Raw genomic sequence first — 26,119 nt, forward strand, 5'->3', positions numbered from 1 at the left:
GTGCGATTCAACCGGCCGGTCAGGGACCCCGCGTCGTCACATGTTGCCAACCGGGCCTAGAGGGAGAGGTAGGCCGCGTCTCCCGGCAGGACCAGGGACAGCGGGTCCGACCCGTGCAGCGGCACCTGGTGCCACCCGAGCCACGCGGTGCCGTCCGGACGGGTGCGCACGAGCACCCGGTGCGGGGTCTCGACCAGCCGCAGGTCGGCCTCGAACCTCCCCTCGCCGGTCCAGCCGCCCGAGGCCGCCAGGACGAGCTCCTCGTCGCCCACCGCCACTCGCGTGTCCACCCAGTGCCCGTCGCCGACGTCCATGGTCGCCGCGGTGCCGTGCCCCTCGATCGTGAGCGTGTATGCCGCGGCGCCGGCGCGCTCGACCCGCACCCCGGCATACGCCGCGGGAAGCTGGCTGTCGGGCGACCGGGTCCACGCGCCCTCGTCGGGTCCGGTGCCGGTCGAGCGCGGCGTGGGCGCGGACAGCGCCGCCAGCCGCGACGCGAGCTCGTCGTCGGCAGCGGGATCGCCCTCGCGGTCGATCGCCGGCAGCACGTGCTCCCAGACGAGGTCGAGGACGGCCTGCATGTCGACCGTCTCGGACGTGATGGCGAGGGCGACGTCGTGCTCGGGCAGCACGATGGCGTACTGACCGTAGGCGCCGTCGCCGCGGTAGCCGTGGCTGGCGCCCCAGAACGAGCAGGCGTACCCGTGGGTCCAGTCGGGGTTGGGGTCGGGCTCGCGGTTGGGCAGCCCCGTCGGCCTCGTGGCGACGGCGACCCACTCCGGCGAGAGGAGCCGGTCGCCGGCCCACTGCCCGCGGTCGAGGTAGGTCTGGGCAAGCCCGAGCACCGCGTCGGTGCCGACGTGGATGCCGGAGAAGCCGAGCTCGCGGCCCGTGGCGGTCCGGTGCCAGCGGACCCGCTCGGCGCCGGCCGGGTCGAGGACGGCGAGCACCCGGGGGCCGAGCAGGTCGAGCACGCCATCGCCGGAGACCGCACGGACGCACGACGCGGCGAGGTAGGTCGCGAGCTGGTTGTACGCCCACGCGGTGCCGGGCTCGTGCTCGGGCTCGTGCGCCAGGATCGCGCCGAGGACCGGGTCGGTGCCGTCGTCGGAGGGAGTCGTGGCCGACAGGGCGACCGGCCCGGGCCAGGCGTCGACGTCGTGCCCGGTCGCCATGGTCAGGCAGTGCCCGAGCGTCAGCCGCCGGTACCGGTCGGACACCTCGGCACCCGGGGGCAGCAGCGTGGCCGGGAGGACGTCGAAGACCCGGTCGTCGAGCGAGAGCCGGCCCTCGTCGACGAGCAGCCCCACCGCGGTGGCGGTGAACGACTTGCTCAGCGAGTAGACGAGCTGGACGCGCTCGGCGGCATACGGCGCCCACCACCCGCGCGCCACAACGGTGCCGTGCCGGGCCAGCACGAGGCTGTGCGGGTCGTGCCCGTCGGCCTCGAGGGCGTCGACGAGGGCGAGGACGCCGCGGGCGTCGATCCCCTGCGCGGACGGGGTGCTGGACGGGAGGACGGGGGAGGGGGCGGTCACGCCCCGACGCTAGCCCGGCCGCGATCAGCACGCCGAGCCGGACCGGCGGCCGTGACCATCGGGGCCCGAACGGCGGCCGGGACGACCGCGCCGGACTGGCGGTCAGGACAACCGGGCCGTACCGGCGGTCAGGAGTCGGCGCCGAACCGGCCGCGGTGGTCGTGCGGGATGAGCGGCACCTCGCCGCGCACCCGGAGCTCCTGCACGGCCCAGGTGTTGCCGTCAGGGTCGGAGAAACCGAAGAAGGTCCCGCCGTCGCGCTCGTCGAACACCTGGACCTCGCTGCACTCGACGCCGCGTCCGACCAGCTCCGCGCGGGCGGCGCGACCGTCGGGGACCACCAGCTGGAGCCCGCGCATGGACCCCGGAGCCATCTCCTGCTGGCTCGGCAGGGTGCCGATGACGACGGAGCAGCCCGAGCCGGTGGGGGTCAGCTGGGCGACGTCCATGTGCTCGTTGGTGGTGCGGTGGTCGAGGTGGAAGCCGACCTGGTCGCGATAGAACGCAATGGCGCGCTCAAGGTCCGACACGGGCAGCACGACGACTTCGAGGGTCCAGTCCATGCCGGTCAGTGTGTCGGGCGGACGACGTTGAGGTCCACGGGGCCCCGGACGCCGTCGACCCGCGCGCGGTCGCTGGCCTGCCACCAGACCCAGCTCCCGGGCGGCCGCACCACGATGCTGCGCACCCAGCGCTCGCGGTCGCGCGTGGGCGGGTAGCGCGCGTCCCAGCTGTTGAGCACGTAGTAGCGCACGAGGCGGCCGGTGCCCTGCTCGACCATGTCGACGAAGGCGTCGACCTCGCGCTGCACGTCCGCCCGAGCCGGACGGGTCGAGCAGTTGCCGCTCAGCTCGAGGTCCACGACGACGGGCAGCGACCGGTCGTCCCGCCGGGCGCCCACCTCGTCGAGGGTGCGCAGGAGGTTCGTCGCCTGGTCGGCACCGCTGCGGCAGAGGGTGAAGAAGTGGTAGGCGCCGACGTCCAGTCCCGCCGCCCGCGCCTGCTGCCAGTTGCGCACGAACTGCGGGTCACGGAACGTCGCCCCCTCCGTCGCCTTGAGGTATGCCGCCGTGACGCCGTCCGCGGCGACCGCCGGCCAGTCGATGGTGCCCTGGTGGGCGGAGACGTCGACGCCGTAGGACTCCCCGTCGCGCAGCGCCGGCCGGTGGCTGGGCAGCCACAGCTCGATCGACAGGATGGCCGCCAGGGTGAGGGCGAGCACGGCGCCCAGGAGGACGACCACTCCCCGACGCCGTCGCATGCCGGAACCCTAGCCGCGCCGCGAGGGTGGTCGGTGCGGTGGGTCAGTGAGGAAAGGAGGTCTGCGCGGTGCCCTCGAGCTCGGCCCGGTGCCGCCGGATCAGCTCGAGGTTGCGGTCGCGCAGGGCACGGCGCTCGTAGTCCAGCCGCAATCGGGCCCTCGCGGAACCCTTACCCCTCCGGGGCGCGGGGGCGGCGCACGAAAGGGCCCCGTGCGGAACCGTTTCGCGCACGGGTGGTGGGTCGGGGTCCTGCGCACAAGACCGGCCATCCAGAACACTCGTGCACCCGGGCGTGGCGTACGAAACGGGCCGGTGCGGAACCGTTTCTCGCCCGAGACGGGGGCGTGGTGTGCGAAATGGGCCCGTGCGGAACCGTTTCTCGCCCGAGACGGGGGCGTGGCGTACGAAAGGGGCCCGTGCGGAACCGTTTCGCGCCCCGGTCAGTGAGGGAAGGAGGTCTGCGCGAAGCCCTCGAGCTCGGCCCGGTGCCGCCGGATCAGCTCGAGGTTGCGGTCGCGCAGGTGGTCGAAGCCCTGGCCGATGTTGGACCCGGGCGTGAGCGACGCGAGCGCGGTGTCGGGGTCGAGCAGCGCGCTGACCCAGCCCTCGTGCGAAGCGGCCTTGGCGACGATGTGCCCGACCGGCGTGACGATGTGGGAGTTGCCGAAGTAGAGGACGCCGGCCGGGTCGGTGCCGGTGGCGTTGGCGCCGACGACGAAGACGTGGTTGTCGTACGCCCGGGCCCGCGAGGTGAGCTCCCAGACGTCGGCCGAGCGCAGCAGGGCCGAGGGGCGGACGATGACCTCCGCACCCCGGACCGCCTGGATCCGCGAGAGCTCGGGGTAGTCGCCGTCGAAGCAGATGATCATGCCGATCCGCCCGAGGTCCGTCTCCACCACGGTCACGTCGTTGCCGGGGGTGACCCAGCCCCCGCCGTCGACGTGCTCGGTGCAGAACGGGTGGGTCTTGCGGTAGACGCCGGCCACCTCGCCGTCGCGGTCGACGAACACCGACGAGTTGTACACCACGCCCCGCTCGGGCCCGCGCTCGTACGTGCCGAGCACGACGTGGACGCCGAGGTCGCGGGCGACCTGCTGCACCGGCTCGGTGACCGGGCCCGGCACCTCGGAGACGATCTCCCAGAGGTCCTCGGTCGAGCAGTCCGGGGTGAACCCGGTCGTCGCGGTCTCGGGCAGGACGACCAGCTCGGCCCCGGTCGCGTCGACGCAGCGCCGGACCAGGTCGACGCACTTGTCGAGGTTCTTGCGCACGGTCTCGGGCGACAGCGGCCCGGGAACCGGCGCGACCTGGATCGCGGCCGTGGTGAATGCGCGCATCAGCGTCCTCCGATCGCCCATCCCACGATAACCCCGGCCAGCGCGACCACCCCGCCCGTCAGCACGCCCCAGCCGAAGTCCCGGTTGCCGCGGACGCCAGCCCCGGGCGCAGCCTCGGCCGCGGGCCTCGCCCGCCGCCCGGCATACACGGGGGCACCGGCGGGGGCGCCGGGGTGACGGGTCAGGACGGGCTGCTCGATCGGGATCGGGCGCACGCCCGCGATGTCGTCGTCCACGGCCGTGAAGAACTGGCCGGCCATCTTGCGGGTGACGCCCGTGAGCATCCGCTGCCCGACGCCGCCGAGCATGCCACCGACCGTCGCGTCGGCGTCGTAGGCGAGGGCCGTGCCGCCGCCGTCGCTGGGGGCCAGCCGCACGACGACGTCGGCGTCGACGGTGCCGGGACCGCCGGCGCCGCTGGCCTTCATCGTGAAGCCCTCCGGCGGGTTCGGGTCGTGCAGGGCGACCGTGCCGTCGTAGGTGCCCCTGACGGCGGCCACGCCGGCGGTGACGGTCATGGCGTAGCGGTGCGTGCCGACCTCGGTGAGCGCCTCGCACCCGGGCAGGCAGCGAGCGAGCACCGCCGGGTCGTGGAAGGCGTCGAACACCTCCTGTGGGCTGGCCTTGAGCTCCGCGGTGCCGGAGATCCTCATCCTTGCTCCTCGGGTCGGGTGGCGGTGGTGTCCTCGTCGCGCGGTCCGCTCGGGTCGCCGTGCGTGACGGCCCGGGACGGGTCATCGGGTATGCCGTGGGGGTGCCGCAGCGAGGGCCACTCGCCGCGCTCGTGCCGCTGCCGCAGCTCCCAGAGCTCGACCGGCGAGATCGGCATCGAGCGGATCGGGAAGCCCTCGGCGTCCTCGATCGCCGAGGCGATGACGGCCGAGACCGGGATGCAACCCGCCTCGCCGGCACCCTTGATGCCCAACGGGTTCAGCGGTGACGGCGTCTCGAGGTGGTCGGTCTCGATGAACGGGACCTCCGACGCGTACGGCATGAGGAAGTCCATGAAGCTCGCGTTGAGCAGCTGGCCCGACTCGTCGTAGACCATCCGCTCGTAGAGCGCGCCGCCGACGCCCTGCGCGACCCCGCCGTGGACCTGGCCCTCCACGATCATCGGGTTGATCATCGGGCCGCAGTCGTGGACGACGCAGTAGCGCAGGATCCGGATCTCGGCCGTCACCGGGTCGGTCTCGACGATCGCCGCGTGCATGCCGTTGGCGAAAGTCGCCTGGGTGGGGGAGTAGAAGTCCTTGCCCTCCAGCCCCGGCTCCTCGTCGTCGGCGACCGGCGGCTTGTCGGGGTCGTTGCTGCCGGCGAACTGGGTGGCCGCCTTGGCCGCCTCGTCGAAGGCGTAGCGCAGGGGGTTCGACATCACCGACACCGTGCCCAGCCCCAGGTGCGTGTCGGGGGCGCCCTTGACCCGGACGTCGCCGTCGACGATCTCGAGGTCCTCGGGGCTGACCTCGAGCGCCTCGGCCGCGATCCGCAGCGCCTTGGCGCGGACCTGCCGTGCGGCGAGCGCGATCGCGTTGCCGCTCATGACCGCCGCGCGCGAGGCGAACGTGCCCACCGCATACGGCATGCGCCGGGTGTCGCCGGTCGTGACGTGCACGTCCTCGATCCGCACGCCGAGCTCGCTGGCCACCACTTGGGCGAACACGGTCTCGTGGCCCTGGCCCTGGGAGGTCAGGCCGGTCGAGACGTTGACCCGTCCGCTGGTCTCGACCTGGATGTGGCCGCCCTCGTAGGGGCCGACGCCGGTGCCCTCGACGTAGCAGCCGATGCCGAGCCCGACCCTGCGTCCCTCGGCTCGCGCCCGCTCGGCGTAGGCCGCGAAGTCGTCCCAGCCGACGAGCCGTTCCAGCGTGGCGAGCGTGGCAGGGAAGTCGCCGCTGTCGTAGCGCAGCGGGCGGCCGTCCTGGAACAGCAGGCCGTGGTCGTACGGCATGTCCTCGGGCTGGATGAAGTTGCGGCGACGGACCTCGGTGCGGTCCAGGCCGAGCTCGTCGGCGATGGCGTCCATGGTGCGCTCCATGGCGAAGCAGCCCTGCGGCCGGCCGGCGCCACGGTAGGGCGTGACCAGGACGGTGTTGGTGTAGAGCGACCAGAACTCGACCCGGTAGGCGCCGGGCTTGTACGGCCCGAGCAGCTGGGTCGAGGTGATGATCGGGACGATGATGCCGTAGGGGGTGTAGGCGCCGTTGTCGTGCCAGAACCGCACGTCGAGCGCCAGCAGCCGGCCGTCGTCGTCGAAGCCGACCGTGACCTGCTGGAGCTGGCCGCGCTCGTGCGCGCTGGAGACGAAGTGCTCGCGCCGGTCCTCGGTCCACTTCACCGGGCGGTCGAGGAGCCGTGCGGCCCAGGGGACCAGCACCTCCTCGGGCCAGGGGTGGTTGATCTTCACGCCGAACCCGCCGCCGACGTCGGGCGCGATGCACTCGACCTTGGCCAGGGGCAGGTCGAGCTTGGCCGCGACCGCGGCGCGGACGCCGGTCGAGGTCTGGGTCGAGGAGTAGATCCGCAGCTCCTCGCGCTCGGTGTCCCAGCGTGCGTAGACGCCCTTGCCCTCCAACGGCGTGCAGGCGCTGCGCTCGATGGACAGGTCGAGCTCGAGCGTGTGCGGGGCGGCGGCCATGGCGGCCTCGACGTCGCCGACCTCCTGCAGCATGTGGGCCGAGACGTTGTCGGGGACGTCCTCGTGGACGAGGTGCGTTGCGGCGCGGGCGTTCTCGATGCCGACGACCGGGGGCAGCGGCTCGTAGTCGACGCGGATGCGCTGGCAGACGTCCTCGGCGACGTAGCGGTCGCGGGCGACGACGAGGACCACGGGCTCGCCGACGTGGTTCACCTCGTCGCGCGCCAGGGCGTACTGGGTGCGGCCGTGGGTCAGCGTGGGGTGGGGGATGAGGAGCGGGAGGGGCTCGCCGACGCGGCCCGGCAGGTCCTCGTGGGTCCAGATGCCGACGAGGCCGTCGACCTCGAGGGCGTCACTGACGTCGATGTCGCGGATGCGGGCGTGCGCGTGCGGGCTGCGCACCAAGGCCGCGGCGAGCGCGTCGCGCCCGAGGTCGTCGAGGTAGCGGCCGCCGCCGGTGAGCAGCCGTGGGTCCTCGCGCCGCTGGACCGGCGCCCCGAACATCGAGGTGGTCATGCCTCGTCGCCCCCGGCGTCCTCGCGGAGCTCGGCGGCGCGCAGGACCGACTTCACGATGTTCTGGTAGCCGGTGCAGCGGCACAGGTTGCCCGAGATCGCCTCGCGCGCCTCGTCCTGCGTGGGGCGCGGGTTCTCCTCGAGGTAGGCCGTGACGGTCGTGAGGAAGCCGGGCGTGCAGAAGCCGCACTGCAGGCCGTGGCACTCGGCGAAGGCCCGCTGCACCGGGCTCATCGCCTCGCGGCTGCCGAGCCCCTCGACCGTCGTGACCTCGTGGGTCTGGGCCGTCACCGCGAAGACGAGGCAGGCGCGGACGGGCCGGCCGTCGAGCAGGATGGTGCAGGCGCCGCAGACCCCGTGCTCGCACCCCACGTGGGTGCCGGTGAGGCCGAGGTCGTGGCGCAGGAAGTCCGAGAGCAGCCGCCGGGCCGGCACCCGCGCGTGGCGCGGGTGCCCGTTGACCGTCACCGTGACGTCGAGCAGCTGCTCGACCGTGGGCACGTCGCTCACGCGGCACCCCCGCTCAGCGGCGACGGGGAGGCGCTCATGGAACGGCTGGCCGAATCCGGCTGCGCCGCACCGGATCTCGATGCTGCCTCGGACAGGGCGATCCGGGACAGCTCGACCGCGAGCATCCGGCGGTACTCGGCGGTGGCGTGGATGTCCGCCTCCGGCGAGACCCCGGCGGCCACGAGGTCAGCAGCGCCCCCCCAGTCCACCACACCCGGCTCGGCCCCCGCGAACGGCTCGGTCACGTCGAGCACGGCCGGCACGTCGGTGACGGACACGAACGTCAGCCGCGCCCTCGACACCACCCCGTCGGCGACCGTGACGGCCGCCCCCACGCCAGCCAGGGCGTAGTCGCCGTGCCGCCGGGCCCGCTCCACGAACGAGGTCCCGGTGCCCGCAGGCAGGCGGCCGAAGCGCACCGCCACCACGAGCTCCTCGGCCGCCAGCGACGTCTCCAACGGTCCGAGGAAGAAGTCGTGCCAAGCGATCTCGCGCGCACCCGCGTCGCTGACCGCCTCGACCACACCGTCACAGAGCGCCAGCACCGACGGCATCTCGCCTGCGGCGTCGGCGTGCGCGATGGAGCCGACGGTGGTGCCGCGGTTGCGGATGGCGGGGTGCGCGACCTGGCGCAACGCCTGGCGCAGCAGGGGCAGCGCGGCATACGCCTCGTCGTGCCGCTCGAGCTCCGCGTGCCGCACCAGCGCACCCACCCGAACGTGGTCCGCGGCGACCTGGACCTCGTCGAGACCGGCGACGCCGTTGACGTCGACGAGGTGGGCAGGGGTGGCCAGGCGCATGTTGAGCATCGGCACGAGGCTCTGGCCGCCGGCCAGCACCTTGCCGTCGTGCCCCACCTCGGCCAGCACGCCCGTCGCCTCGGCCACGGTGCGGGGCGCGTGGTGCACGAACGGGGCTGGCTTCACGGACTGATCCTGCCTGCTGGGTCGGGGGCGGGGAAGGGAGTCGGGGAAAGGTGGGGAACGGCGTGGGCCCCCGAGCGGCGTCGGGGGCCCAGCCGGCAGACGGGTCAGGGGTTCCCGTCGCCGGTCTGTCCCGGCAGCGAGCCGGATCGCTCGGAGTGGTCGGAGTGCTCTGACCGGGGGCCGCCGCCGGTGGCCCGGTGGGTGCCGGCGTGGCCCGTGTGGGTGTCCTGGTAGAGGTCGTCGACGTCGCTCTCGCCGTAGGTGTCGCGACCCAGGACGATCGCGGCACCGCCCGGGTGGTTGGCGTTGGCGCGGTCGCGCAGCTCGCGCGGGGCGACGGCCTTGGCCAGGTGGTAGCCGGCGACGGCGACGATGGTGCCGAGGGCGATGCCGCTCAGGGAGAAGTTGTCGGTGAACTTCAGCGACACGTTGCCGATGCCCATGATGATGCCCGCGGCGAGCGGCACGAGGTTGATCGGGTTGCCGAAGTCGACACCGTTCTCCTTCCAGATCTTGGCGCCGAGCAGGCCGATCATGCCGTAGAGGACCACCGTGATCCCGCCGAGGACGCCGCCCGGCACGGAGGCGACCAGGGCGCCGAACTTCGGGGAGAGGCCGAAGAGGATCGCCACGAGCGCTGCGACGTAGTAGGCGGCCGTGGAGTAGACGCGGGTCGCGGCCATGACGCCGATGTTCTCGGCATACGTCGTGGTGGGCGAGCCGCCCACCGAGGAGGCGAGGGCGGTGCCGAGGCCGTCAGCCGCGATGGCCCGGCCCATGTAGGGGTCGAGGTCGTGGCCGGTCATCTCGGCGACGGCCTTGACGTGCCCGGTGTTCTCCGCGATGAGGGCGATGACGGCCGGGAGGACGAGCAGGATCGCCGCCGTGGAGAACGTCGGGGCGTGCCAGCCGACGACCTCCTTGCCGTCGGCGGCGATGGTGGTCTGGGAGGGGAACCCGAACCACGCGGCGTCCCGGACCGGTCCGAAGTTCGTGCGGAAGTGGTCGGTCGCCTTCGTCGCACCGCCGAGGACCGAGTTGATCTGCCCGGCGGTCTTGTCCAGCACCCACGACAGCACCGTGCCGAAGATCAGCGCGAGGAACACGGCGATGCGCCCGATGAACCCCCGGAAGGCGACCGCGAAGACGATCGTGAACACCATGACCGCGAGCGCCACCCACTGGTCCTGCGGCCAGTAGATGCCGGCGACCACGGGCGCGAGGTTGAACCCGATGAGCATGACGACGGCCCCGGTGACCGAGGCGGGCAGCACCTTGTGCAGCAGTCCCGAGCCGAGGAAGTGGACGAGCAGGCCCACGATCCCCAGGACGACGCCGGCGACGAGGATCGCGCCGGTCACCTCCTTGGAGTCACCGCCCTGCGCGCGGATCGCGGCGACACCACCGACGAACGAGGCGGAGGTGCCCAGGTAGCTCGGCACCCGGCCCGAGACGATGAGCAGGAAGACGATCGTCGCGATGCCGCTCATCATGATCGCCAGCTGCGGGTTGAGGCCCATGACGAGGGGGAAGACGAACGTCGCCCCGAACATGGCCACGACGTGCTGGGCGCCCAGGCCCACCGTCTTGCCCCAGCCCAGGCGCTCGTCGGGGGCGACGACGTCGTCCGGTCCGGCGAGGTTCCCGTCGCCGTGCAGCTTCCATCCCAGGCCCAAGCTCATCCGGACTCCTTCTCGCCGGCCGCGCCGGAGGGGTGGCGCGGCTCGTGGTCCCTGCAGATAGGCGGCAACCTAGCGGCCCGGGTACGGGCTGCATTGGGCAATTGTTGCTATCGGCGGGTCGGGTCCTCCGGCACACCGCCACCCGTGGCCCGGGTGCTCACGCCCCGCGCCTCCGCACGCGCGTCCGGCGGGTCAGATGCCACGCATCTGGTGCACCTTGAGGGCCAGTGCGAGCTTGAGCCGCAGCTGCGGGTCGGTCGTGAACGGGCCGAGCATCCGCTCGAGCTTGGCGATGCGGTAGCGCAGGGTGTTGTAGTGGAAGAACAGCAGCCGCGCGGTCTCGGCGACGTTGAGGTTGGTGTCGATCAGGACGCTCAGGGTGGTGCGCAGGTCGGCGTGCTCGGGCAGGTCGTCGGTCGCGAGCGGGCCCAGCGCCTCGGCGACGAACCGCCGCAGGTCCGCGCTGTCGGGGACGAGCGCCAGCAGCCTGAAGATCCCCAGCTGGTCGAAGTGGGCCACCGAGCCGTCGCCGTGCAGCTGCCGCCCGACGCTCACCGCGCTGAGCGCCTCCTCGTACGCGCGGGGCAGGTCCGCGGGTGACTCGACCGGCCGTGACACCCCCGTGGAGAACGACCGTCGGCCACCGCCCCCGTCACCGCGCACGACCCGCACCACCTCGCCGACCGACCGCATCACGGAGTCCGGGTCGGCGTCACCCGGCACCGCGAAGAGAGCCACGACCTCCTGGCTGAAGCCCATCACCGGGGCCCGGGGGTCGCGGACCGCCATGGCCTGCCCCCACGCCCGGGAGAACCGCTGCTGCAGGTCGGTGACCTCCTCGCTGGTCCGGCTCGTGTGCTCGTCGTCCTCGTCGGTCTCCGCCACGACGACGACCAGCGGGCGGTCGATGTCCCACCCGAGGGCGGCCGCGTGCAGCAGCGCCTCCGCCGGGCCCCCGGCCCGACCGGCCAGGGCGTCGCGGAGGAACTCGGCGCGGTACTTGCTCTCGACGGCCGACACCGCCTGCTCCTTGGTGATGGCCAGGGCCGCGACCGTCGCCGCTCGCTCGAGCAGGTGCACGTCGTCGGGCGAGAGGCTGCGGTCCTCGACGAACGCGGCGAGCAGGCCGTGGTTGAGCTGCCCCGCCACGATGCGCACCAGGGCCCGGCCCGCACCCGGCGTCCCCGAGGGGCGGATGCCGACGGCCTCGCGCTCGGTGACCAGGCGACCGGTCCGGTCGAAGCAGTCGAGGGCGAGGGCGGACGCGAGGGCAGCGTCCGACCCGGCCTGCGCCAGCACCCGCCCGTCGGTGCTCGTGACCATGGCCGCCCCGCCGAGGAAGCCGGCCAGCCGGTCGCACAGGTCCTCGAGGCCGCCGCCGCCCAGCACGATCCCGACGAGGATCTCGTGTGCCTCGTCGACCCGGGCGAGGATCGCGGTCTGCTGGTCGAGGAGGGCGCCGAGCACCTCCGTGACGACGGTGCCGGGGTCGCCGTCGTCGAGGACGAGGAGGGGTGTGCCGTGCAGGTCCGCGGCCTGCTGCCAGCCCTCGAGCGCGCTGCCGGGCACGCCGCGCGCGCCGGTGAGGAGCACCGCGGCGGCGCCCCCCTCGGCGAGCGCCGCGACCACCGCGGGTGCCGCGGGCCCAGCGGGTGCCGCGAGCGCGGTGTGCGCCGCGGCCTTGGAGTGCGTCGTGGCGACATCGGGCCCGGCGACCCCAGCGGGTGCCGCCCCCGCCCCCGGCGCTGCCCCAAGGTCCGGGGAGACGACGACGAGCTGGCCCGCGCACGGCATACCGGGACCGGTGAGGCGGCTCGCGCGGGTCACGACCCGGCCGGCTGCCGGTGGCCCCGCGAGGACGCGCGCCCCGGCCAGGGAGGGCAGCGTGAGCAACCGCTCGAGCGGCAGGCCGGCCACGAGCTCGCGCGCGGCCGGTGCGGTCGCCACCGATGGCAACTCCGCGTCACGGACGGCCCGATCGTTGGCAACATTCACCATGAGGGGACTGTAATCGCACTGGGTACGGTCGCAGGACCTGTCCGCGAAACCCCTCGGAGGTCGGTCGGTGTCCCTCCCCGCGACGGCCTGGCCGGCGTCCGCCTCGTCGCGCTCGACCGTGCTCGACGGCGCCGACCGGTGCGCGACCGTCCTGGCGGCGTTCGCGCAGGCGCTGTACCTCGACGTGGACGGCGCGCTGCTGCCGGTCGTCACGGCCCGCGCCCTGCGCCTGCCGACGGCCCTGGTCGTATCGCGGCCGCTGCCCCCAGCCGGCTGGGGACTGCGGCCCGGTGCCGTGGTCGCCGTGGGCTGGGGGCGCGTGCGGCTTCCCGGCCGCGACCTCGTCCGGGTGCGGACGTGGACGCCCCAACCGGTCCGGGCGGCCCCCGCAGGGCGGTGGTGGCTCGGCGCTCTCGAGGGCGTCACCGGCAGCCACGAGTGGCGCGCGGCCGCGGCCGACGCTGCCCGCCGGGCCACGGCCGGCGGCGACCTCGCCGGCACGGTCGGGGCGCTCGTCGGGGCCGGCCACGGGCTGACACCCAGCGGCGACGACGTCCTGTGCGGCGTCCTGCTCGGCCTGCGGCTGGCCGGCCGGCTCGACGCGGTCGCGCGCCTCCGCGGCGCGGTGCGCCCCCTGCTCGGCGCCACCACCACCCTCTCGGCCGCGCTGCTCACCGAGGCCGGGGACGGGTATGCCGTGCCCGAGCTCGTGCGCCTCAGCGCGGCACTCGCGGGTGGGGACCCCGCCGCTGCCGCCACCGCCGCGCGGGACGTGGCAGCCATCGGGCACTCCTCCGGCCGGGACCTGCTGGCCGGGTTCCTCGGCACCCTCGAGGCCCTCAGCCCTGCCCTGGAGGTGGCCTCGTGACCGACCACGTGGAGGTGCGGCGCGGCGCGTACCACGACTCCGTCAGCCTCATGCAGGTCTCGCGGCAGGTGGCGGGCACCCCCGGCGTGAGCGCGGCCCAGGTGGCGATGGCCACGGACCTCAACCTCGACGTCATCCGCGGCATGGGGTTCGCGGTCCCGGACGACGCGCGCCCCAACGACCTGCTGCTGGCGGTCCGGGCCACCGGCCCCGAGGCGCTGGAGGCGGCCCGCGCGGCAGTGGAGTCCGCCCTGGCCGGGCTGGCCTCCGCCGGCGCCCGGGACGGCGGCTTCGGCGAGGCCCCGCCACCGCGCACCCTGGGCCGCGCGGTCGACGCGGCCGGGGTGACGCTCGCGCTCGTGTCGGTCCCCGGCCCGAACGCCGTGGTGGAGGCGCTGGACGCCCTCGCCCACGGTGTCTCGGTGATGGTGTTCTCCGACAACGTCCCGGTCGAGGACGAGGTCCGGCTCAAGGACCTCGCCGCCGAGCGCGACCTGCTGGTCATGGGCCCCGACTGTGGCACCGCGGTCGTCGGCGGGGTCGCCCTCGGCTTCGCCAACGTCGTGCGCCGCGGCCCGGTCGGCATCGTGGCCGCGTCCGGGACGGGGGCCCAGCAGGTCATGGCGCTCCTCGACGCCGCCGGGGTCGGCGTCAGCCACTGCCTCGGCGTGGGGGGCCGCGACCTGTCCGCCGAGGTCGCCGGCCGGTCCACCCGCCAGGCGCTCGCCGCGCTCGCCGCCGACGAGGGCACCGAGCACATCGTCGTCGTGTCCAAGCCGCCGGCACCCGGGGTGCTCGCCGACCTCGAGGCGTATGCCGCCGGGCTCGGCACGCCCGTGCACTGGGCGACGCTCGGCCCGGGACGTCCCGACCTGACGGCCGCCGTCGAGGAGGTCGTCGCGGCCGCGGGAGGACAGCTTCGCGAGGGCTGGGCACCGCAGTGGGGACCGGTCGTCGAGCCGGGGCCCTGGCCCCCTGTGGGCGAGGTTCCTGATCGGGAACTGGGGTCACCCACCTGGTACATGAGGGGCGGCGTCCCCGTCGAGGGCGAGAGCCGTTCGGAGACAGGGCAGGGCGAGTTCCTGCGGGGGCTGTTCTGCGGAGGGACCCTCGCCGACGAGGCGATGCTGGTCGCGGGCGAGGCGCTCGGGCCGATCCGCTCCAACACCCCGCTGTCGCCGGAGCTGGCCCTGGGTGCGGACCTGCGCGCCGACGGGCACGTCGTCATCGACTTCGGCGACGACGCCCTCACCCGGGGGCGCGCCCACCCGATGATCGACCCGAGCCTGCGGATGGAGCGGATCGCCGTGGAGGCGGCCGACCCCACCTGTGGCGTGCTCCTGCTCGACCTGGTGCTGGGGCACGGAGCCCACCCCGACCCGGCCCCCGAGCTGGCCGCGGCGATCCGCGAGGCCCGTGGGACCGCCGGCGGGGCCGGCCGGGAGCTGCCCGTCGTCGTCTCGCTGACCGGCACGTCCGGCGACCCGCAGGGCCTGCCCGACTGTGCCCGGGCGCTGGCCGCCGCCGGGGCCTACGTCCACCTCTCCAACGCCGCCGCCACCCGGCACGCGCTCGAGCTGCTCTCCGGGAGGGCCGACCGATGACCGGGCCACTGCACGGGCTGCTGTCCGAGGACCCCGTGGTCGCGACGGCCGGGGTGGGCCTGTTCGCCGACGCGCTGCGCGACCAGGCAGTCAGCGTGACCGAGGCCGACTGGCGACCACCGATGGAGGGGACGGAGCGCCACCTCGTCACCGTGCTCGCCGACCGGCGGCGGTCCGAGGCCAACGCGCTCGCCTTCGCGCGGATGACGGCGGCCGGCGCGGACCTCGTCGACGTGCGCCCGGCCCACGAGGCGCTGGGGCTGGAGCGCGGGACCTTCCTGCACGCGGGTCCGCCGATCGAGTGGGAGCGGGCCTCCGGGCCGATGCGCGGCGCCCTCATCGGCGCCGTCCTGTTCGAGGGGCTGGCCGACACCCCCGAGGAGGCGGAGCGCCAGCTCGCCGCCGCGGCATACGAGCTCGAGCCGTGCCACCACCGGGGCGCGGTGGGGCCGATGGCCGGCGTCGTCTCCCCGTCGATGTGGGTCTACGAGCTGCGCGACGAGGTGCACGACCACACGTCGTGGTGCTCGCTCAACGAGGGGCTGGGGAAGGTGCTGCGCTACGGCGCGTACGGGCCCGAGGTGGTCGACCGGCTGCACTGGATGAGCGCCGTGCTCGGGCCGCTGCTGCAGCAGGCGGTGCGGGCGCGCGGGCCGGTGGACGTCAAGGCGATCCTCGCCCAGATGCTGCAGATGGGCGACGAGGGGCACAACCGCAACCGGGCCGGGTCGCTCATGCTGCTGCGCGAGCTGCTGCCGACCCTCATCACCGCCGACGGCAGCTCGACCGACATCGCCGAGGCGGTGCGGTTCTCCGGTGCCAACGAGCACTTCTTCCTCAACCTCGGCATGCCCGCCTGCAAGCTGTCGACCCTGGCGGCCGAGGGCATCCCGGGCTCGACCGTCGTGACGACGATGGCGCGCAACGGCACCGACTTCGGCATCCGCACGGCAGGCACGGGCGACCGCTGGTTCACCGGGCCGGCCAACACCCCCGACGGGCTCTTCCTCGGTGACTACGGGCCGGGCGACGCGAACCCCGACATCGGCGACTCGGCCATCACCGAGACCGCGGGCATCGGCGGCTTCGCCATGGCCGCGGCGCCCGCGATCGTGCGGTTCGTCGGCGGCGACGTCCCGCTCGCCCTGCGGGCCACGCGCACGATGTACGAGATCACCGTCGGGGAGCACCCGGCCTACCAGGTGCCGATCCTGGAGTTCCGCGGCACGCCCACCGGCATCGACGTCGTCGCGGTCGCGCGCACCGGGATCCTGCCCCAGATCAACACCGGCATGGCCGGCCGGGTGGCCGGCACCGGGCAGGTGGGCGCCGGACTCGTGACGCCGCCGGCCGAGTGCTTCACCGCTGCGCTGGCGGCGCTCGCGGACGCCACCGGCTCCTGACCCGGCGGGGTCAGGTCGCCGTGCCCGCACGATGCGCTGCCGGGCTGCGACCGGCGCCGTGGCAGGATGGGCGTTCGTGACGGCAGGCATCCTCGACGGCAAGGCGGTCCTCGCGACCATCAAGGACGAGCTGAAGGCCCGCGTCGCGGTGCTGCGCGAGCAGGGGGTCGTGCCCGGGCTGGGCACGGTGCTGGTGGGGGACGACCCGGGCAGCCGGTGGTACGTCGGCGCCAAGCACAAGGACTGCGCCGAGATCGGGATCACCTCGATCCGCCGCGACCTGCCGGCCGGGACGCCCCAGGCCGAGGTCGAGGCCGTCATCGACGAGCTCAACGCCGACCCCGACTGCACCGGTTTCCTCGTGCAGCAGCCGACCGGGCTCGACGAGTTCGCGCTCCTGTCGCGGGTCGACCCCGTCAAGGACGTCGACGGCCTGCACCCGACCAACCTCGGCTGGCTCGTCCTCGGCAAGCCCGCCCCGCTGCCCTGCACGCCGGCCGGCTGCATCGAGCTGCTGCGCCGGTTCGACGTGCCGATCGCAGGGGCACGGGTCGCCGTGGTGGGGCGAGGCATCACGGTCGGCCGCCCGCTGGGGCTCATGCTGACCCGCCGCTCCGAGAACGCCACCGTGGTGCTCTGCCACACCGGCACCCGTGACCTGGCCGCCGAGGTGCGCCGGGCCGACATCGTCGTGGCCGCTGCGGGAGTGCCGGGGCTGGTCACCGCCGACATGGTCAAGCCCGGCGCGGCGGTGCTCGACGTGGGCGTCAGCCGGATCGTTGCCGAGGACGGCCGCTCCGTCGTCGCCGGTGACGTCGCGCCGGACGTCGCCGAGGTCGCCGGCTGGGTCAGCCCGAACCCCGGCGGGGTGGGCCCGATGACCCGGGCCATGCTGCTGTCCAACATCGTCGCCGCCGCCGAGCGCCAGGTGGCCGACGGCCGCCCCGGCGCCGGGGCTGCGGGCTGACGCGGGCCGCTCGTGATCGCGCCCAAGCTCGGCTGGTGGTGGGTGACCATCCCCGTCCTGTTGCTCGGGCTCTATGCGTTCACGCGCGGCGAGGTCCGGCTCGCGGGCTACGTCATGGCCGCCAGCGTCGGGCTGGCCGCGCTGCTGCGGCTCGTCCTCCCAGCAGGGCGGGGCGGCGGCCTGGCGGTGCGCTCCCGGTTCGCCGACGTGGCCACGCTGCTGGTGCTGGCCGGGGGGCTGGCGGTCATCACCAAGGTCCTCGACCTGCGCCCCCGCGGCTGACCACCCCCCTGCAGCCCCGGCCCCCACGCAAAACAACGGTTGCTCGACAACCCGCGGGACGACAACCCGCGGTTCGTCGAGCAACCGTTGTTTTGCTCGGGTGGGTCAGATGAGGCCGAGACCCTTGACGGCCTCGCGCTCCTCGGCCAGCTCGGCCGTCGAGGCGTCGATCCTCGCGCGCGAGAAGTCGTCGATCTCCAGGCCCTGGACGATCTCCCAGGCGCCGTCCTTGACGGTCACGGGGAACGAGGAGATGAGGCCCTCCGGGACCCCGTAGGAGCCGTCGGAGCAGACCGACATCGACACCCAGTCGCCCTCGGGGGTGCCGAGAGCCCAGTCGCGGGCGTGGTCGACGGTGGCGGACGCGGCCGACGCCGCGGACGACGCGCCGCGCGCCTCGATGATCGCCGCGCCGCGCTTGGCGACCGTCGGGATGAAGGTGTTCTCGAGCCAGTCCTGGTCGCCGACGGCCTCCGCGGCGTTCCTGCCGGAGACCTCCGCGTGGAACAGGTCGGGGTACTGGGTCGCGGAGTGGTTGCCCCAGATGGTCATCTTGTGGATCTCGGTGACCGGCACCTGCAGCTTCGCGGCGAGCTGGGAGATCGCGCGGTTGTGGTCCAGGCGGGTCAGCGCGGAGAAGCGCTCGCGGGGGATGTCGGGGGCGTTGCTCATGGCGATGAGCGCGTTGGTGTTGGCCGGGTTGCCGGTGACGGTGACGTGGATGTCGTCGGCCGCGACCTTGTTGAGGGCCTTGCCCTGCGGGGCGAAGATGCCGCCGTTGGCCTCGAGCAGGTCACCGCGCTCCATGCCGGGGCCGCGCGGGCGGGCGCCGACGAGCAGGGCGTGGTTGACGCCGTCGAAGATCGTCTCGGCGTCGTCACCGATCTCGACCTTGGCCAGCGTCGGGAACGCGCAGTCGTCGAGCTCCATGACGACACCCTCGAGCGCCTTGAGCGCGGGGGTGATCTCGAGCAGGCGCAGCTCGACCGGGGTGTCCGGGCCGAACAGCGAGCCGCTCGCGATGCGGAACAGGAGGCTGTAGCCGATCTGGCCGGCTGCGCCGGTGACGGCGACCTTGACGGGGGTTGTGCTCACGGTGGGACCCTTCGCGTCGCTGATGGTGTCTGCGGCCGACGCTAGCAGGGTGGCCGCGTGCTCCGGCCGGGTGGTTCGCGGGTGGCTAGGGTCGGTGCCATGCCCGTCCCCGAGTTCATCGTGGCCCTGCGCGAGCGGGTCGGCACCGACCTGCTCTGGCTCAGTGGCGTCAGCGCCGTCGTCCGCAACGACCGCGGCGAGATCCTGCTCGTCCGCCGCGCCGACAACGGCGAGTGGGCCCTGGTCAGCGGCATCCTCGAACCCGGCGAGCAGCCCGCCGAGGGCCTGCGGCGCGAGATCGAGGAGGAGACCGGCGTGGTCGCCACCGTCGACACCCTCACGGGCGTGTGGACGCTGCCTCCCATCGAGTACCCGAACGGTGACCTGGCGCAGTACCTCGACCTCTGCTTCCTGGCGACGCACGTCTCGGGTGAGGCCCGCGTCAACGACGACGAGTCGGTCGAGGTCGGCTGGTTCGCGGTCGAGGCCCTGCCGCCGATGATGGAACGCTCCCGCATCCGGCTCGACCGCGCGCTGGCCCACGCCGGTGACGCGTGGTTCCACGCCGAGGAGCTCGACGCTCCCGACGCCGCGCGAGAGGACCGTGCCGTCGCCGGGCACCCTGGGACGGCGGCCGCGGAGCAGGGGTATGCCGGCGGGCCGGCCCGCGAGGCCGTCCTCACCACCCTGCGCGACGGCGGCCGCGAGGTCGTCGTGCGGCGCGCCCGCGAGGACGACCTGGCCGCCATCGTGCGGCTGCTCGCCGACGACCGGCTGGGGGCGACGCGCGAGGACGAGGGCGACCTCGCGGCATACCGAAGCGGGCTCGCGGCGATCGACGCCGACCCGAACCAGCTCCTCGTCGTCCTCGACGACGGCGGCACGGTCGTCGGCACCCTCCAGCTCACGTTCATCCCCGGCATCTCGCACCGCGGCGCCTGGCGCGCCCAGGTCGAGGCGGTGCGCGTCGCGTCCGACCGGCGCGGCAGCGGGCTCGGCGGCGCGCTGATGGAGTGGGTCGCGCAGGAGAGCAGGCGACGGGGGTGCCGGGTGGTCCAGCTCACGACGAACAAGTCGCGCACCGACGCCCACCGGTTCTACGAGCGGCTCGGGTTCGTCGGCTCGCACGAGGGCTACAAGCTGGACCTGGTGCAGCGGTGAGCGACCGGTCCGCGCAGGGGGAGGCCGGGGAACAGGCCGTGGCGCGGGCCAGCCACGGTTCCGCGACTTCAGGGTGGACTTCGAGCGGATCAGCAACGCCGGTTCCCGCGCCGCCAGGGAGGCCGGGTCGGACGACCTGGCCCTGGCGCTGTTCCTGGACACGGACTGGGCGGTGCGGCTGCCGCTGCAGCGGCGGTATGCCGCGCCCGTCAGTGGAGCACCGAGCCGTGGCCCGACGAGCCCGCCAGGGAGCTGCTCGACCTGTGCGCCGACGCCGGTCGCGCCGACCTCGGCATCGAGCTCGTGCGCGGGTACGTCGACGTCATGCTGAGGCGGCTTCGCAAGGACCTGTCGAAGCGCAACCCGCGGGGGGCCGGCCCGAAGTACGACGAGGGCACCCGTCGCGTCCTCTCGGCGATGGATGCGGCCGTCGCCGCATCGATCCCGGACCGCAAGCGAGAGCTCCTGCGCGACCTCGACAGCGTCGAGCCGTGGGTTGCGGCGCACGGTGGCGACGAGGACCGGGAGTGGCTGGGGTCGGTGCGTCGCGAGGTGTGGATGGAGTGCCGGGCCTGAGCCCGCTCGGGAGAGGCCTTCCCGCGGGCTGCGCGTCAGGCGCCCTGTGCGGCGCGGAGCATGGCGGTGCGCATCCACGCGTACAGCGCCTGGTCGCCGGCCGCGGTCGTCAGCCCGTAGGCCAGCCCGGCGGGGCCCGATGGCGTGAACCCATGCCGCACGGTGAGCCTGCTGCGTCCGCGACCCTCGGCGGTGACCTCCAGGTACAGCAGCATCGCGCCGGGCAGCCTCGTCAGCGGGCTCAGCACCAGCCGGCGGCGCGAGCCCGTGGCCACCACCTCCTCGACCCGCCAGAAGTCCAGCAGGTCACCTGCGCGCGGCGGACGGTCCGGCCGGGTGCGTCGCCGGCCGGGTCCGCCGAGGAGGCGGTCGACGCCGCACCGGGCGGTCCACACCGCCTCGGGGGTGAACCAGCCGGTGTCGCCGCCGACCGAGGTGACGACCTGCCACAGCCGGTCCACGGGCACGTCCGCCGTACCGGTGTGCGTGCCACGCAACGGGGCGGTCAGGTCCGGGAGGTCCACCGCGCCCACGCTACGGCGTCGTGCACGGACGTGCCGGGTGCGCCGGCGTCGCCGAGACTGGGCCGGTGAGGACGACCCGCGCCAGGACCGCGCCAGCCAGGACCGCACCAGCCGGGACCGCACCAGCCGCGACCGCGCCAGCCGGGACCGCACCAGCCGGGACCGCACCAGCCAGGACCGCACCGTGACGCGGCGGTGGCTGTTCGCCGACCAGCTCGGCCCGCACTTCGACGTGGGCCGCGACGGGGTGCTGCTCGTCGAGAGCCGCGCCGCGCTCGGGCGCCGGACCTACCACCGGCAGAAGCTGCACCTCGTCCTGTCGGCCCTGCGCCACCGCGCCGCCGAGCTCGGCGACTCAGCGGTCCTGCTGCGCACCAAGACGTATGCCGAGGCGCTGGCCGAGCTGGGCGAGCCGGTCCGCGTGTACGAGCCGACGTCGCGGTCGGCGGAGCGGTTCGTGCGGCGGCAGGTGGAGGCGGGCACGGTCGAGGGGCTGGACCCGACGCCCGGGTTCTCGTTGCCGCGCAGCGAGTTCCGGGCCTGGGCCGGCGGCCGGCGCCAGCTGCGGATGGACGACTTCTACCGGTTCCAGCGGCGCCGGCTCGGGCTGCTGCTCGAGGGCGACGGCCCGGTCGCCGGGTCGTGGTCGTACGACGCCGAGAACCGCGAGCCACCGCCGAACGGGGCCGAGCGGCTGGCCGTGCCCGCGCCGTACCGGCCGCGCGAGGACGACATCGACGCACGGGTCCGCGACGACCTCGACCGATGGGAGCGCGACGACGGGCTGCGGACGGTCGGCCGCGACGGCCCGCGCCTGTTCGCGGTGACCCGGCGGGAGGCGCTGGCCGCCCTCGAGCGGTTCGTCACCGAGCGGCTGGCCGCCTTCGGGCCGCACGAGGACGCCATGCTGAGGGGCGACTGGGCGATGGCGCACAGCCTGCTGTCGGTGCCGATGAACCTCGGCCTGCTCGACCCCGTCGAGGTCGCCGAGCGGGCCGTGGCGGCCTATCACGACGGCAGCGCGCCGCTGGCCTCGGTGGAGGGCTTCGTGCGCCAGGTCGTCGGCTGGCGCGAGTACGTCTGGCAGCTCTACTGGCACTTCGGCCCGACCTACCGCCGGCGCAACGCGCTCGCGGCCCGCCGGTCGCTGCCGACGTGGTTCGACGAGCTGGACGCCGACGCGGTCGAGGCGGCCTGCCTGCGCGACGTGCTCGAGGGCGTGCGGGACCGGGGGTGGGTGCACCACATCCCGCGCCTCATGGTGCTGGGGAACTGGGCGGCCCAGCGCGGCTACGACCCCGACACCCTGACCGAGTGGTTCCAGACCCGCTTCGTCGACGGGTACGACTGGGTCATGCCCGCCAACGTCGTCGGCATGAGCCAGCACGCCGACGGCGGCGCGATGGCGACCAAGCCGTACGTGTCAGGTGGGGCCTACGTGAACCGCATGTCCGACTACTGCGGCGGCTGCCGGTACGACCCGAAGGTCCGCGTCGGCGAGCACGCCTGCCCGTTCACGGCCGGCTACTGGGCCTTCCTCGACCGGACGGCCGACCGGCTCGAGGGCAACCTGAGGATGGCCCGGCCGCTGCAGCAGCGGCACCGGCTGGCCGACCTCGACGACGTGGTCGAGCAGGAGCGCCGCCGCGGGGCCACCGCCCCCTGAGGCGCCGTCCCCGTTGGGGCGCCGTCCTCGCTGGGGTGCCGCCGCCCGGCATACGCCTCCCGTCACGGACTCGGGGGTGCAGGAGTGACGGATCCGTCACTCCTGCACCCCCGACGTCGTCGAGAGGTGCGGCGGCGCTGGGGCCGCCTGCGGGGTCAGCGCAGGTCGGCGAGCACCTGGTTGAACGTCGCGGACGGGCGCATCACAGCGGACGCCTTGGCCGGGTCGGGCCGGTAGTAGCCGCCGATGTCGGCCGGGTGGCCCTGGACCGCGAGCAGCTCCTCGGTGATCTTCTGCTCGTTCGAGGTCAGCGCCTCGGCGACCGGGCCGAACGCCTCGGCCAGTGCGGCGTCCTCCGTCTGGCGCGCCAGCTCCTGGGCCCAGTACATCGCCAGGTAGAAGTGGCTGCCGCGGTTGTCGATCTGGCCGACCTTGCGGGCCGGAGACCTGTTCTCCTCGAGCAGGGTGCCGGTGGCGCGGTCGAGGGTGTCGGCGAGGACCTGCGCCCGCGCGTTGCCCGTCGTGGTGGCCTCGTGCCGGAACGACTCGGCCAGGGCGAGGAACTCGCCCAGGCTGTCCCAGCGCAGGTAGTCCTCCGCCACGAGCTGCTGCACGTGCTTCGGCGCCGAGCCTCCGGCCCCGGTCTCGAACAGGCCGCCACCGTTCATCAGCGGCACGACCGACAGCATCTTGGCCGAGGTGCCGAGCTCGAGGATCGGGAAGAGGTCGGTGTTGTAGTCGCGCAGGACGTTGCCGGTCACCGAGATGGTGTCCTCGCCCTTGCGGATCCGCTGCACCGACAGCGTGGCGGCCTCGACCGGCGACAGGACCTGGATGTCCAGACCGTCCGTGTCGTGCTCGGGCAGGTAGGCGTTGACCTTGGCGATGAGGTTCGCGTCGTGGGCGCGGGCCGCGTCCAGCCAGAAGACGGCCGGCGTCCTCGACGCGCGCGCCCGGGTGACGGCCAGCTTGACCCAGTCGCGGATCGGGGCGTCCTTGGTCTGGCAGGCGCGCCAGATGTCGCCCGGCTCGACGTCGTGCGACATGAGCACCTCACCGGCACGGTTGACCACCTCGACCCGGCCGGACTCGTGGATCTCGAACGTCTTGTCGTGGCTGCCGTACTCCTCGGCCTTCTGGGCCATGAGCCCGACGTTGGGCACCGACCCCATGGTCGTCGGGTCGAACGCGCCGTTCGCGCGGCAGTCCTCGATGACGGCCTGGTAGACGCCGGCGTAGGACGAGTCCGGGATGACCGCGAGCGTGTCGTGCTCCTGGCCGTCCGGGCCCCACATGTGGCCGGAGGTGCGGATCATCGCCGGCATGGAGGCGTCGACGATGACGTCGCTGGGCACGTGGAGGTTCGTGATCCCCTTGTCGGAGTTGACCATCGCGAGCTTCGGGCCGTCGGCGAGGGCCTGGTCGAAGGCGGCCCTGATCTCCGCGCCGTTCGGCAGCGCGTCGAGGCCTGCGAGGACCGCGCCGAGCCCGGCACTGCCGTCCAGGCCCGCCGCGAGCAGCGCCTCGCCGTGCTCGGCATACACGTCGGCGAAGAACGCCCGCACCACGTGGCCGAAGATGATGGGGTCGGAGACCTTCATCATCGTGGCCTTGAGGTGGACGGAGAAGAGCACGTCCTCGGCCTTGGCCCGGGCGACCTGGTCGCGCAGGAACGCGTCCAGCGCCGCGGCGCGCATGACCGTCGCGTCGACGACCTCGCCCTCGAGGACGTCCAGGCCCTCCTTGAGGACGGTCGTCCCACCCTCGGTGACGAGCCGGATGGTCAGCGTGTCGGCGCCCGGCATCACGACGGACTGCTCGTTGGAGCGGAAGTCGTCCTTGCCCATGGTGGCGACGTTGGTCTTCGAGTCGGGCGACCAGGCCCCCATCGAGTGCGGGTGCTTCCGGGCGTAGTTCTTGACGGACTCCGGCGCACGGCGGTCCGAGTTGCCCTCGCGCAGAACGGGGTTCACCGCGCTGCCCTTGACGCTGTCGTAGCGCGCGCGGGCGTCCTTCTCGGCGTCCGTCCTCGGCTCGTCGGGGTAGGCCGGCAGGTCGTAGCCCTGCGCCTGCAGCTCGGCGATCGCGGCCTTGAGCTGCGGCACCGAGGCCGAGACGTTCGGCAGCTTGATGATGTTCGCCTCGGGGGTGGTGGCGAGCTGGCCGAGCTCGGCCAGGGCGTCCCCGATGCGCTGCTCCTGCGGCAGCCGGTCGTCGAAGGCGGCGATGATGCGCCCGGCGAGGGAGATGTCACGGGTCTCGACGTCGACCCCGGCGGTGCCGGCGAAGGCCTCGATGACCGGGAGGAACGAGTAGGTCGCCAGCATCGGCGCCTCGTCGGTGAGGGTGTAGATGATCGTGGCCATGGTGCGCGTGGACGCTCCTCGCTGTGTGGTCGTGCCGATTATCTTGATGTCAAGACAAATCCTACCGGAGCGGCCGACGTCCGGGAAGCCGTGGCCCTCCGCGTCCCCCGCCTGGAGGCCCGTGCGAGCGGAGCCGTGGCAGCCGGGCTACGGGCCGCGCCCGACCGGCCGGACTCAGGTGGCGGGGGTGAGGTCCTCGGGGTCGACCACCCCGGTGATGTCCTCGTCGCGGCGGTCGATGCCGGTCACGAGGTGGTACGTCGCCCCGGCGATGGCCGCACCGACGAGTGGCGCGACCCAGAAGGCCCACAGCTGGCCGGGCGCACCGTTGCCGTTGAAGAACGCCACGGCCGTCGAGCGGGCGGGGTTGACCGACGTGTTGCTGATCGGGATCGCGACCAGGTGGATGAGCGTGAGCGACAGCCCGATCGCGAGCGGCGCGAAACCCACCGGCGCGCGCTGGTCGGTGACGCCGAGGATGACGTAGAGGAAGAACGCCGTGAGGATCGCCTCGGCGCACAGCACCGCCACGAGCGTGTAGCCGCCGGGGGAGTGCTCGCCGTACCCGTTGGCCGCGAGGTGGCCCGTGACCTCGAAGCCGCTGACCCCGCGGGCGATGCCCCAGAGCGCCAGCCCGGCCAGCAGGCCGCCCACCAGCTGGGCCACGACGTAGCCCGGGACGTCGCGCCACGGGAACCGCCTGGCCACGGCGACGCCCAGCGTGACCGCGGGGTTGAAGTGGGCACCGGAGACGTGCCCCACGGCGTACGCCATCGTCATCACCGTCAGGCCGAAGGCGAGCGCCACGCCCAGGAAGCCGATGCCGAGCTGCACGCTCTGGCCGGCCACCACGTTGGGTGCGAGGTACTTGGCGGAGAAGACGGCGCTGCCGCAGCCGCCGAAGACGAGCCAGAACGTGCCCAGGGCCTCGGCGGCCAGGCGTGAACGCAGAGCGGGGATGCGCATGGGGGTCCCTCCCGGTGCGGCGGGACCCCCGGCGGGTCCGACCGGCACCACTGTCCCGTATGCCGGCCGGTTGCACACCCCGGCGCCGGCACGGGCCGCTCGGCGCACGACAGGGCGTCGAGCCGCGCGTTCGGCGGCTCAGCCGAAAGGACGAGGCGGGGGTCGCCGCATACGGCGGATGAATGAGCCGCAAGCGGGAGGAAAAGGACGGGCGTCCTTACTCTTTCTTTACCAAAGC

General features: G+C 73.8%; 22 protein-coding genes. 8 read left to right on the plus strand and 14 right to left on the minus strand.

Annotated elements, in window-relative coordinates:
* Nucleotides 1-56: 56 nt before the first annotated feature.
* The 10 genes from ACYVDO_RS00370 to ACYVDO_RS00415 all read right to left on the minus strand — a co-directional run bounded on the left by ACYVDO_RS00370 (nucleotide 57) and on the right by ACYVDO_RS00415 (nucleotide 12,403).
* Entirely contained in the window at nucleotides 57-1,538 is a 1,482-nt protein-coding gene (locus ACYVDO_RS00370; RefSeq protein ID WP_460931886.1) for a serine hydrolase domain-containing protein, read from the minus strand.
* A 128-nt stretch (nucleotides 1,539-1,666) separates the two neighbouring features.
* Nucleotides 1,667-2,101: a VOC family protein gene (locus tag ACYVDO_RS00375; RefSeq protein ID WP_460931888.1), complete on the minus strand. Its 435-nt coding sequence runs from the start codon at nucleotides 2,099-2,101 to the stop codon at nucleotides 1,667-1,669.
* A 5-nt stretch (nucleotides 2,102-2,106) separates the two neighbouring features.
* Nucleotides 2,107-2,799, minus strand: a complete 693-nt coding sequence (locus tag ACYVDO_RS00380) for a GH25 family lysozyme (RefSeq protein ID WP_460931890.1) — start codon at nucleotides 2,797-2,799, stop codon at nucleotides 2,107-2,109.
* Nucleotides 2,800-3,240: 441 nt separating this feature from the next.
* Nucleotides 3,241-4,137 (minus strand): carbon-nitrogen hydrolase family protein, encoded by an 897-nt coding sequence (locus ACYVDO_RS00385; RefSeq protein WP_460931892.1) that lies wholly within the window; start codon nucleotides 4,135-4,137, stop codon nucleotides 3,241-3,243.
* Nucleotides 4,137-4,790 (minus strand): SRPBCC family protein, encoded by a 654-nt coding sequence (locus tag ACYVDO_RS00390; RefSeq protein ID WP_460931894.1) that lies wholly within the window; start codon nucleotides 4,788-4,790, stop codon nucleotides 4,137-4,139. The genes ACYVDO_RS00385 and ACYVDO_RS00390 overlap by 1 nt, the downstream gene beginning before the upstream one ends.
* Nucleotides 4,787-7,288, minus strand: a complete 2,502-nt coding sequence (gene cutA / locus ACYVDO_RS00395) for an aerobic carbon-monoxide dehydrogenase large subunit (protein WP_460931896.1) — start codon at nucleotides 7,286-7,288, stop codon at nucleotides 4,787-4,789. The genes ACYVDO_RS00390 and cutA overlap by 4 nt, the downstream gene beginning before the upstream one ends.
* Nucleotides 7,285-7,797: a (2Fe-2S)-binding protein gene (locus tag ACYVDO_RS00400; protein WP_460931898.1), complete on the minus strand. Its 513-nt coding sequence runs from the start codon at nucleotides 7,795-7,797 to the stop codon at nucleotides 7,285-7,287. The genes cutA and ACYVDO_RS00400 overlap by 4 nt, the downstream gene beginning before the upstream one ends.
* The gene (locus ACYVDO_RS00405; RefSeq protein ID WP_460931900.1) at nucleotides 7,794-8,723 is read right to left on the minus strand and encodes an FAD binding domain-containing protein; all 930 of its coding nucleotides are present in this window, start codon (nucleotides 8,721-8,723) and stop codon (nucleotides 7,794-7,796) included. Before ACYVDO_RS00405 ends, ACYVDO_RS00400 begins: the two co-directional genes overlap by 4 nt.
* 104 nt (nucleotides 8,724-8,827) lie before the next feature.
* Nucleotides 8,828-10,405 carry a uracil-xanthine permease family protein gene (locus ACYVDO_RS00410; RefSeq protein ID WP_460931901.1) on the minus strand — a complete coding sequence of 526 codons (1,578 nt, stop codon included), beginning with the start codon at nucleotides 10,403-10,405 and terminating at the stop codon, nucleotides 8,828-8,830.
* 192 nt (nucleotides 10,406-10,597) lie between these two features.
* Nucleotides 10,598-12,403 (minus strand): PucR family transcriptional regulator, encoded by a 1,806-nt coding sequence (locus tag ACYVDO_RS00415; RefSeq protein WP_460931903.1) that lies wholly within the window; start codon nucleotides 12,401-12,403, stop codon nucleotides 10,598-10,600.
* A 67-nt stretch (nucleotides 12,404-12,470) separates the two neighbouring features.
* On the opposite strand from ACYVDO_RS00415, the gene ACYVDO_RS00420 reads away from it, so the two are divergent.
* The 5 genes from ACYVDO_RS00420 to ACYVDO_RS00440 all read left to right on the plus strand — a co-directional run bounded on the left by ACYVDO_RS00420 (nucleotide 12,471) and on the right by ACYVDO_RS00440 (nucleotide 17,527).
* Nucleotides 12,471-13,271, plus strand: coding sequence for an oxamate carbamoyltransferase subunit AllH family protein (locus ACYVDO_RS00420; RefSeq protein ID WP_460931905.1), 801 nt, complete (start codon nucleotides 12,471-12,473; stop codon nucleotides 13,269-13,271).
* A complete protein-coding gene (locus ACYVDO_RS00425; RefSeq protein ID WP_460931907.1) occupies nucleotides 13,268-14,875 on the plus strand; it encodes an FdrA family protein in 1,608 nt (535 codons plus the stop codon). Before ACYVDO_RS00420 ends, ACYVDO_RS00425 begins: the two co-directional genes overlap by 4 nt.
* Nucleotides 14,872-16,278, plus strand: coding sequence for a YlbE family protein (locus ACYVDO_RS00430; protein WP_460931909.1), 1,407 nt, complete (start codon nucleotides 14,872-14,874; stop codon nucleotides 16,276-16,278). The genes ACYVDO_RS00425 and ACYVDO_RS00430 overlap by 4 nt, the downstream gene beginning before the upstream one ends.
* A 76-nt stretch (nucleotides 16,279-16,354) precedes the next feature.
* Nucleotides 16,355-17,245: a bifunctional methylenetetrahydrofolate dehydrogenase/methenyltetrahydrofolate cyclohydrolase gene (locus tag ACYVDO_RS00435; protein WP_460931911.1), complete on the plus strand. Its 891-nt coding sequence runs from the start codon at nucleotides 16,355-16,357 to the stop codon at nucleotides 17,243-17,245.
* Between the two features lie 12 nt (nucleotides 17,246-17,257).
* Nucleotides 17,258-17,527 carry a DUF3017 domain-containing protein gene (locus ACYVDO_RS00440; protein WP_460931913.1) on the plus strand — a complete coding sequence of 90 codons (270 nt, stop codon included), beginning with the start codon at nucleotides 17,258-17,260 and terminating at the stop codon, nucleotides 17,525-17,527.
* Between the two features lie 105 nt (nucleotides 17,528-17,632).
* On the opposite strand, the gene ACYVDO_RS00445 is transcribed toward ACYVDO_RS00440, so the two are convergent.
* On the minus strand, nucleotides 17,633-18,622 hold the full coding sequence (locus ACYVDO_RS00445; RefSeq protein WP_460931914.1) for a malate dehydrogenase: 990 nt from the start codon (nucleotides 18,620-18,622) through the stop codon (nucleotides 17,633-17,635).
* Between the two features lie 99 nt (nucleotides 18,623-18,721).
* Here ACYVDO_RS00445 and ACYVDO_RS00450 point away from each other — a divergent pair, with 99 nt between their 5' ends.
* Entirely contained in the window at nucleotides 18,722-19,783 is a 1,062-nt protein-coding gene (locus ACYVDO_RS00450) for a GNAT family N-acetyltransferase (protein WP_460931916.1), read from the plus strand.
* 303 nt (nucleotides 19,784-20,086) lie between these two features.
* Nucleotides 20,087-20,359 carry a hypothetical protein gene (locus tag ACYVDO_RS00455; RefSeq protein WP_460931918.1) on the plus strand — a complete coding sequence of 91 codons (273 nt, stop codon included), beginning with the start codon at nucleotides 20,087-20,089 and terminating at the stop codon, nucleotides 20,357-20,359.
* A 35-nt stretch (nucleotides 20,360-20,394) separates the two neighbouring features.
* Here the strand turns inward: ACYVDO_RS00455 and ACYVDO_RS00460 are convergent, their stop codons facing one another.
* Nucleotides 20,395-20,883, minus strand: coding sequence for a DUF2867 domain-containing protein (locus ACYVDO_RS00460; protein WP_460931920.1), 489 nt, complete (start codon nucleotides 20,881-20,883; stop codon nucleotides 20,395-20,397).
* 37 nt (nucleotides 20,884-20,920) lie between these two features.
* Here ACYVDO_RS00460 and ACYVDO_RS00465 point away from each other — a divergent pair, with 37 nt between their 5' ends.
* Complete coding sequence (locus ACYVDO_RS00465; RefSeq protein ID WP_460931922.1) at nucleotides 20,921-22,549, plus strand: cryptochrome/photolyase family protein; 1,629 nt, start codon at nucleotides 20,921-20,923, stop codon at nucleotides 22,547-22,549.
* A gap of 155 nt (nucleotides 22,550-22,704) precedes the next feature.
* Here the strand turns inward: ACYVDO_RS00465 and ACYVDO_RS00470 are convergent, their stop codons facing one another.
* Together ACYVDO_RS00470 and aqpZ are read right to left on the minus strand one after the other, a co-directional pair.
* A complete protein-coding gene (locus ACYVDO_RS00470; protein ID WP_460931924.1) occupies nucleotides 22,705-24,915 on the minus strand; it encodes an NADP-dependent isocitrate dehydrogenase in 2,211 nt (736 codons plus the stop codon).
* A gap of 174 nt (nucleotides 24,916-25,089) precedes the next feature.
* Nucleotides 25,090-25,881: an aquaporin Z gene (gene aqpZ / locus ACYVDO_RS00475; protein WP_460931925.1), complete on the minus strand. Its 792-nt coding sequence runs from the start codon at nucleotides 25,879-25,881 to the stop codon at nucleotides 25,090-25,092.
* Nucleotides 25,882-26,119 lie beyond the last annotated feature (238 nt).

The sequence above is a fragment of the Phycicoccus ginsengisoli genome (assembly GCF_054779295.1).

Coding starts and splice junctions, on each gene's coding strand:
- ACYVDO_RS00390 (WP_460931894.1), bottom strand. CDS start 4,790: ATGAGGATCTCCGGCACCGCGGAGCTCAAGGCCAGCCCACAGGAGGTG.
- ACYVDO_RS00385 (WP_460931892.1), bottom strand. CDS start 4,137: ATGCGCGCATTCACCACGGCCGCGATCCAGGTCGCGCCGGTTCCCGGG.
- ACYVDO_RS00375 (WP_460931888.1), bottom strand. CDS start 2,101: ATGGACTGGACCCTCGAAGTCGTCGTGCTGCCCGTGTCGGACCTTGAG.
- ACYVDO_RS00470 (WP_460931924.1), bottom strand. CDS start 24,915: ATGGCCACGATCATCTACACCCTCACCGACGAGGCGCCGATGCTGGCG.
- cutA (WP_460931896.1), bottom strand. CDS start 7,288: ATGACCACCTCGATGTTCGGGGCGCCGGTCCAGCGGCGCGAGGACCCA.
- ACYVDO_RS00410 (WP_460931901.1), bottom strand. CDS start 10,405: ATGAGCTTGGGCCTGGGATGGAAGCTGCACGGCGACGGGAACCTCGCC.
- ACYVDO_RS00415 (WP_460931903.1), bottom strand. CDS start 12,403: ATGGTGAATGTTGCCAACGATCGGGCCGTCCGTGACGCGGAGTTGCCA.
- ACYVDO_RS00380 (WP_460931890.1), bottom strand. CDS start 2,799: ATGCGACGGCGTCGGGGAGTGGTCGTCCTCCTGGGCGCCGTGCTCGCC.
- aqpZ (WP_460931925.1), bottom strand. CDS start 25,881: ATGCGCATCCCCGCTCTGCGTTCACGCCTGGCCGCCGAGGCCCTGGGC.
- ACYVDO_RS00450 (WP_460931916.1), top strand. CDS start 18,722: ATGCCCGTCCCCGAGTTCATCGTGGCCCTGCGCGAGCGGGTCGGCACC.
- ACYVDO_RS00430 (WP_460931909.1), top strand. CDS start 14,872: ATGACCGGGCCACTGCACGGGCTGCTGTCCGAGGACCCCGTGGTCGCG.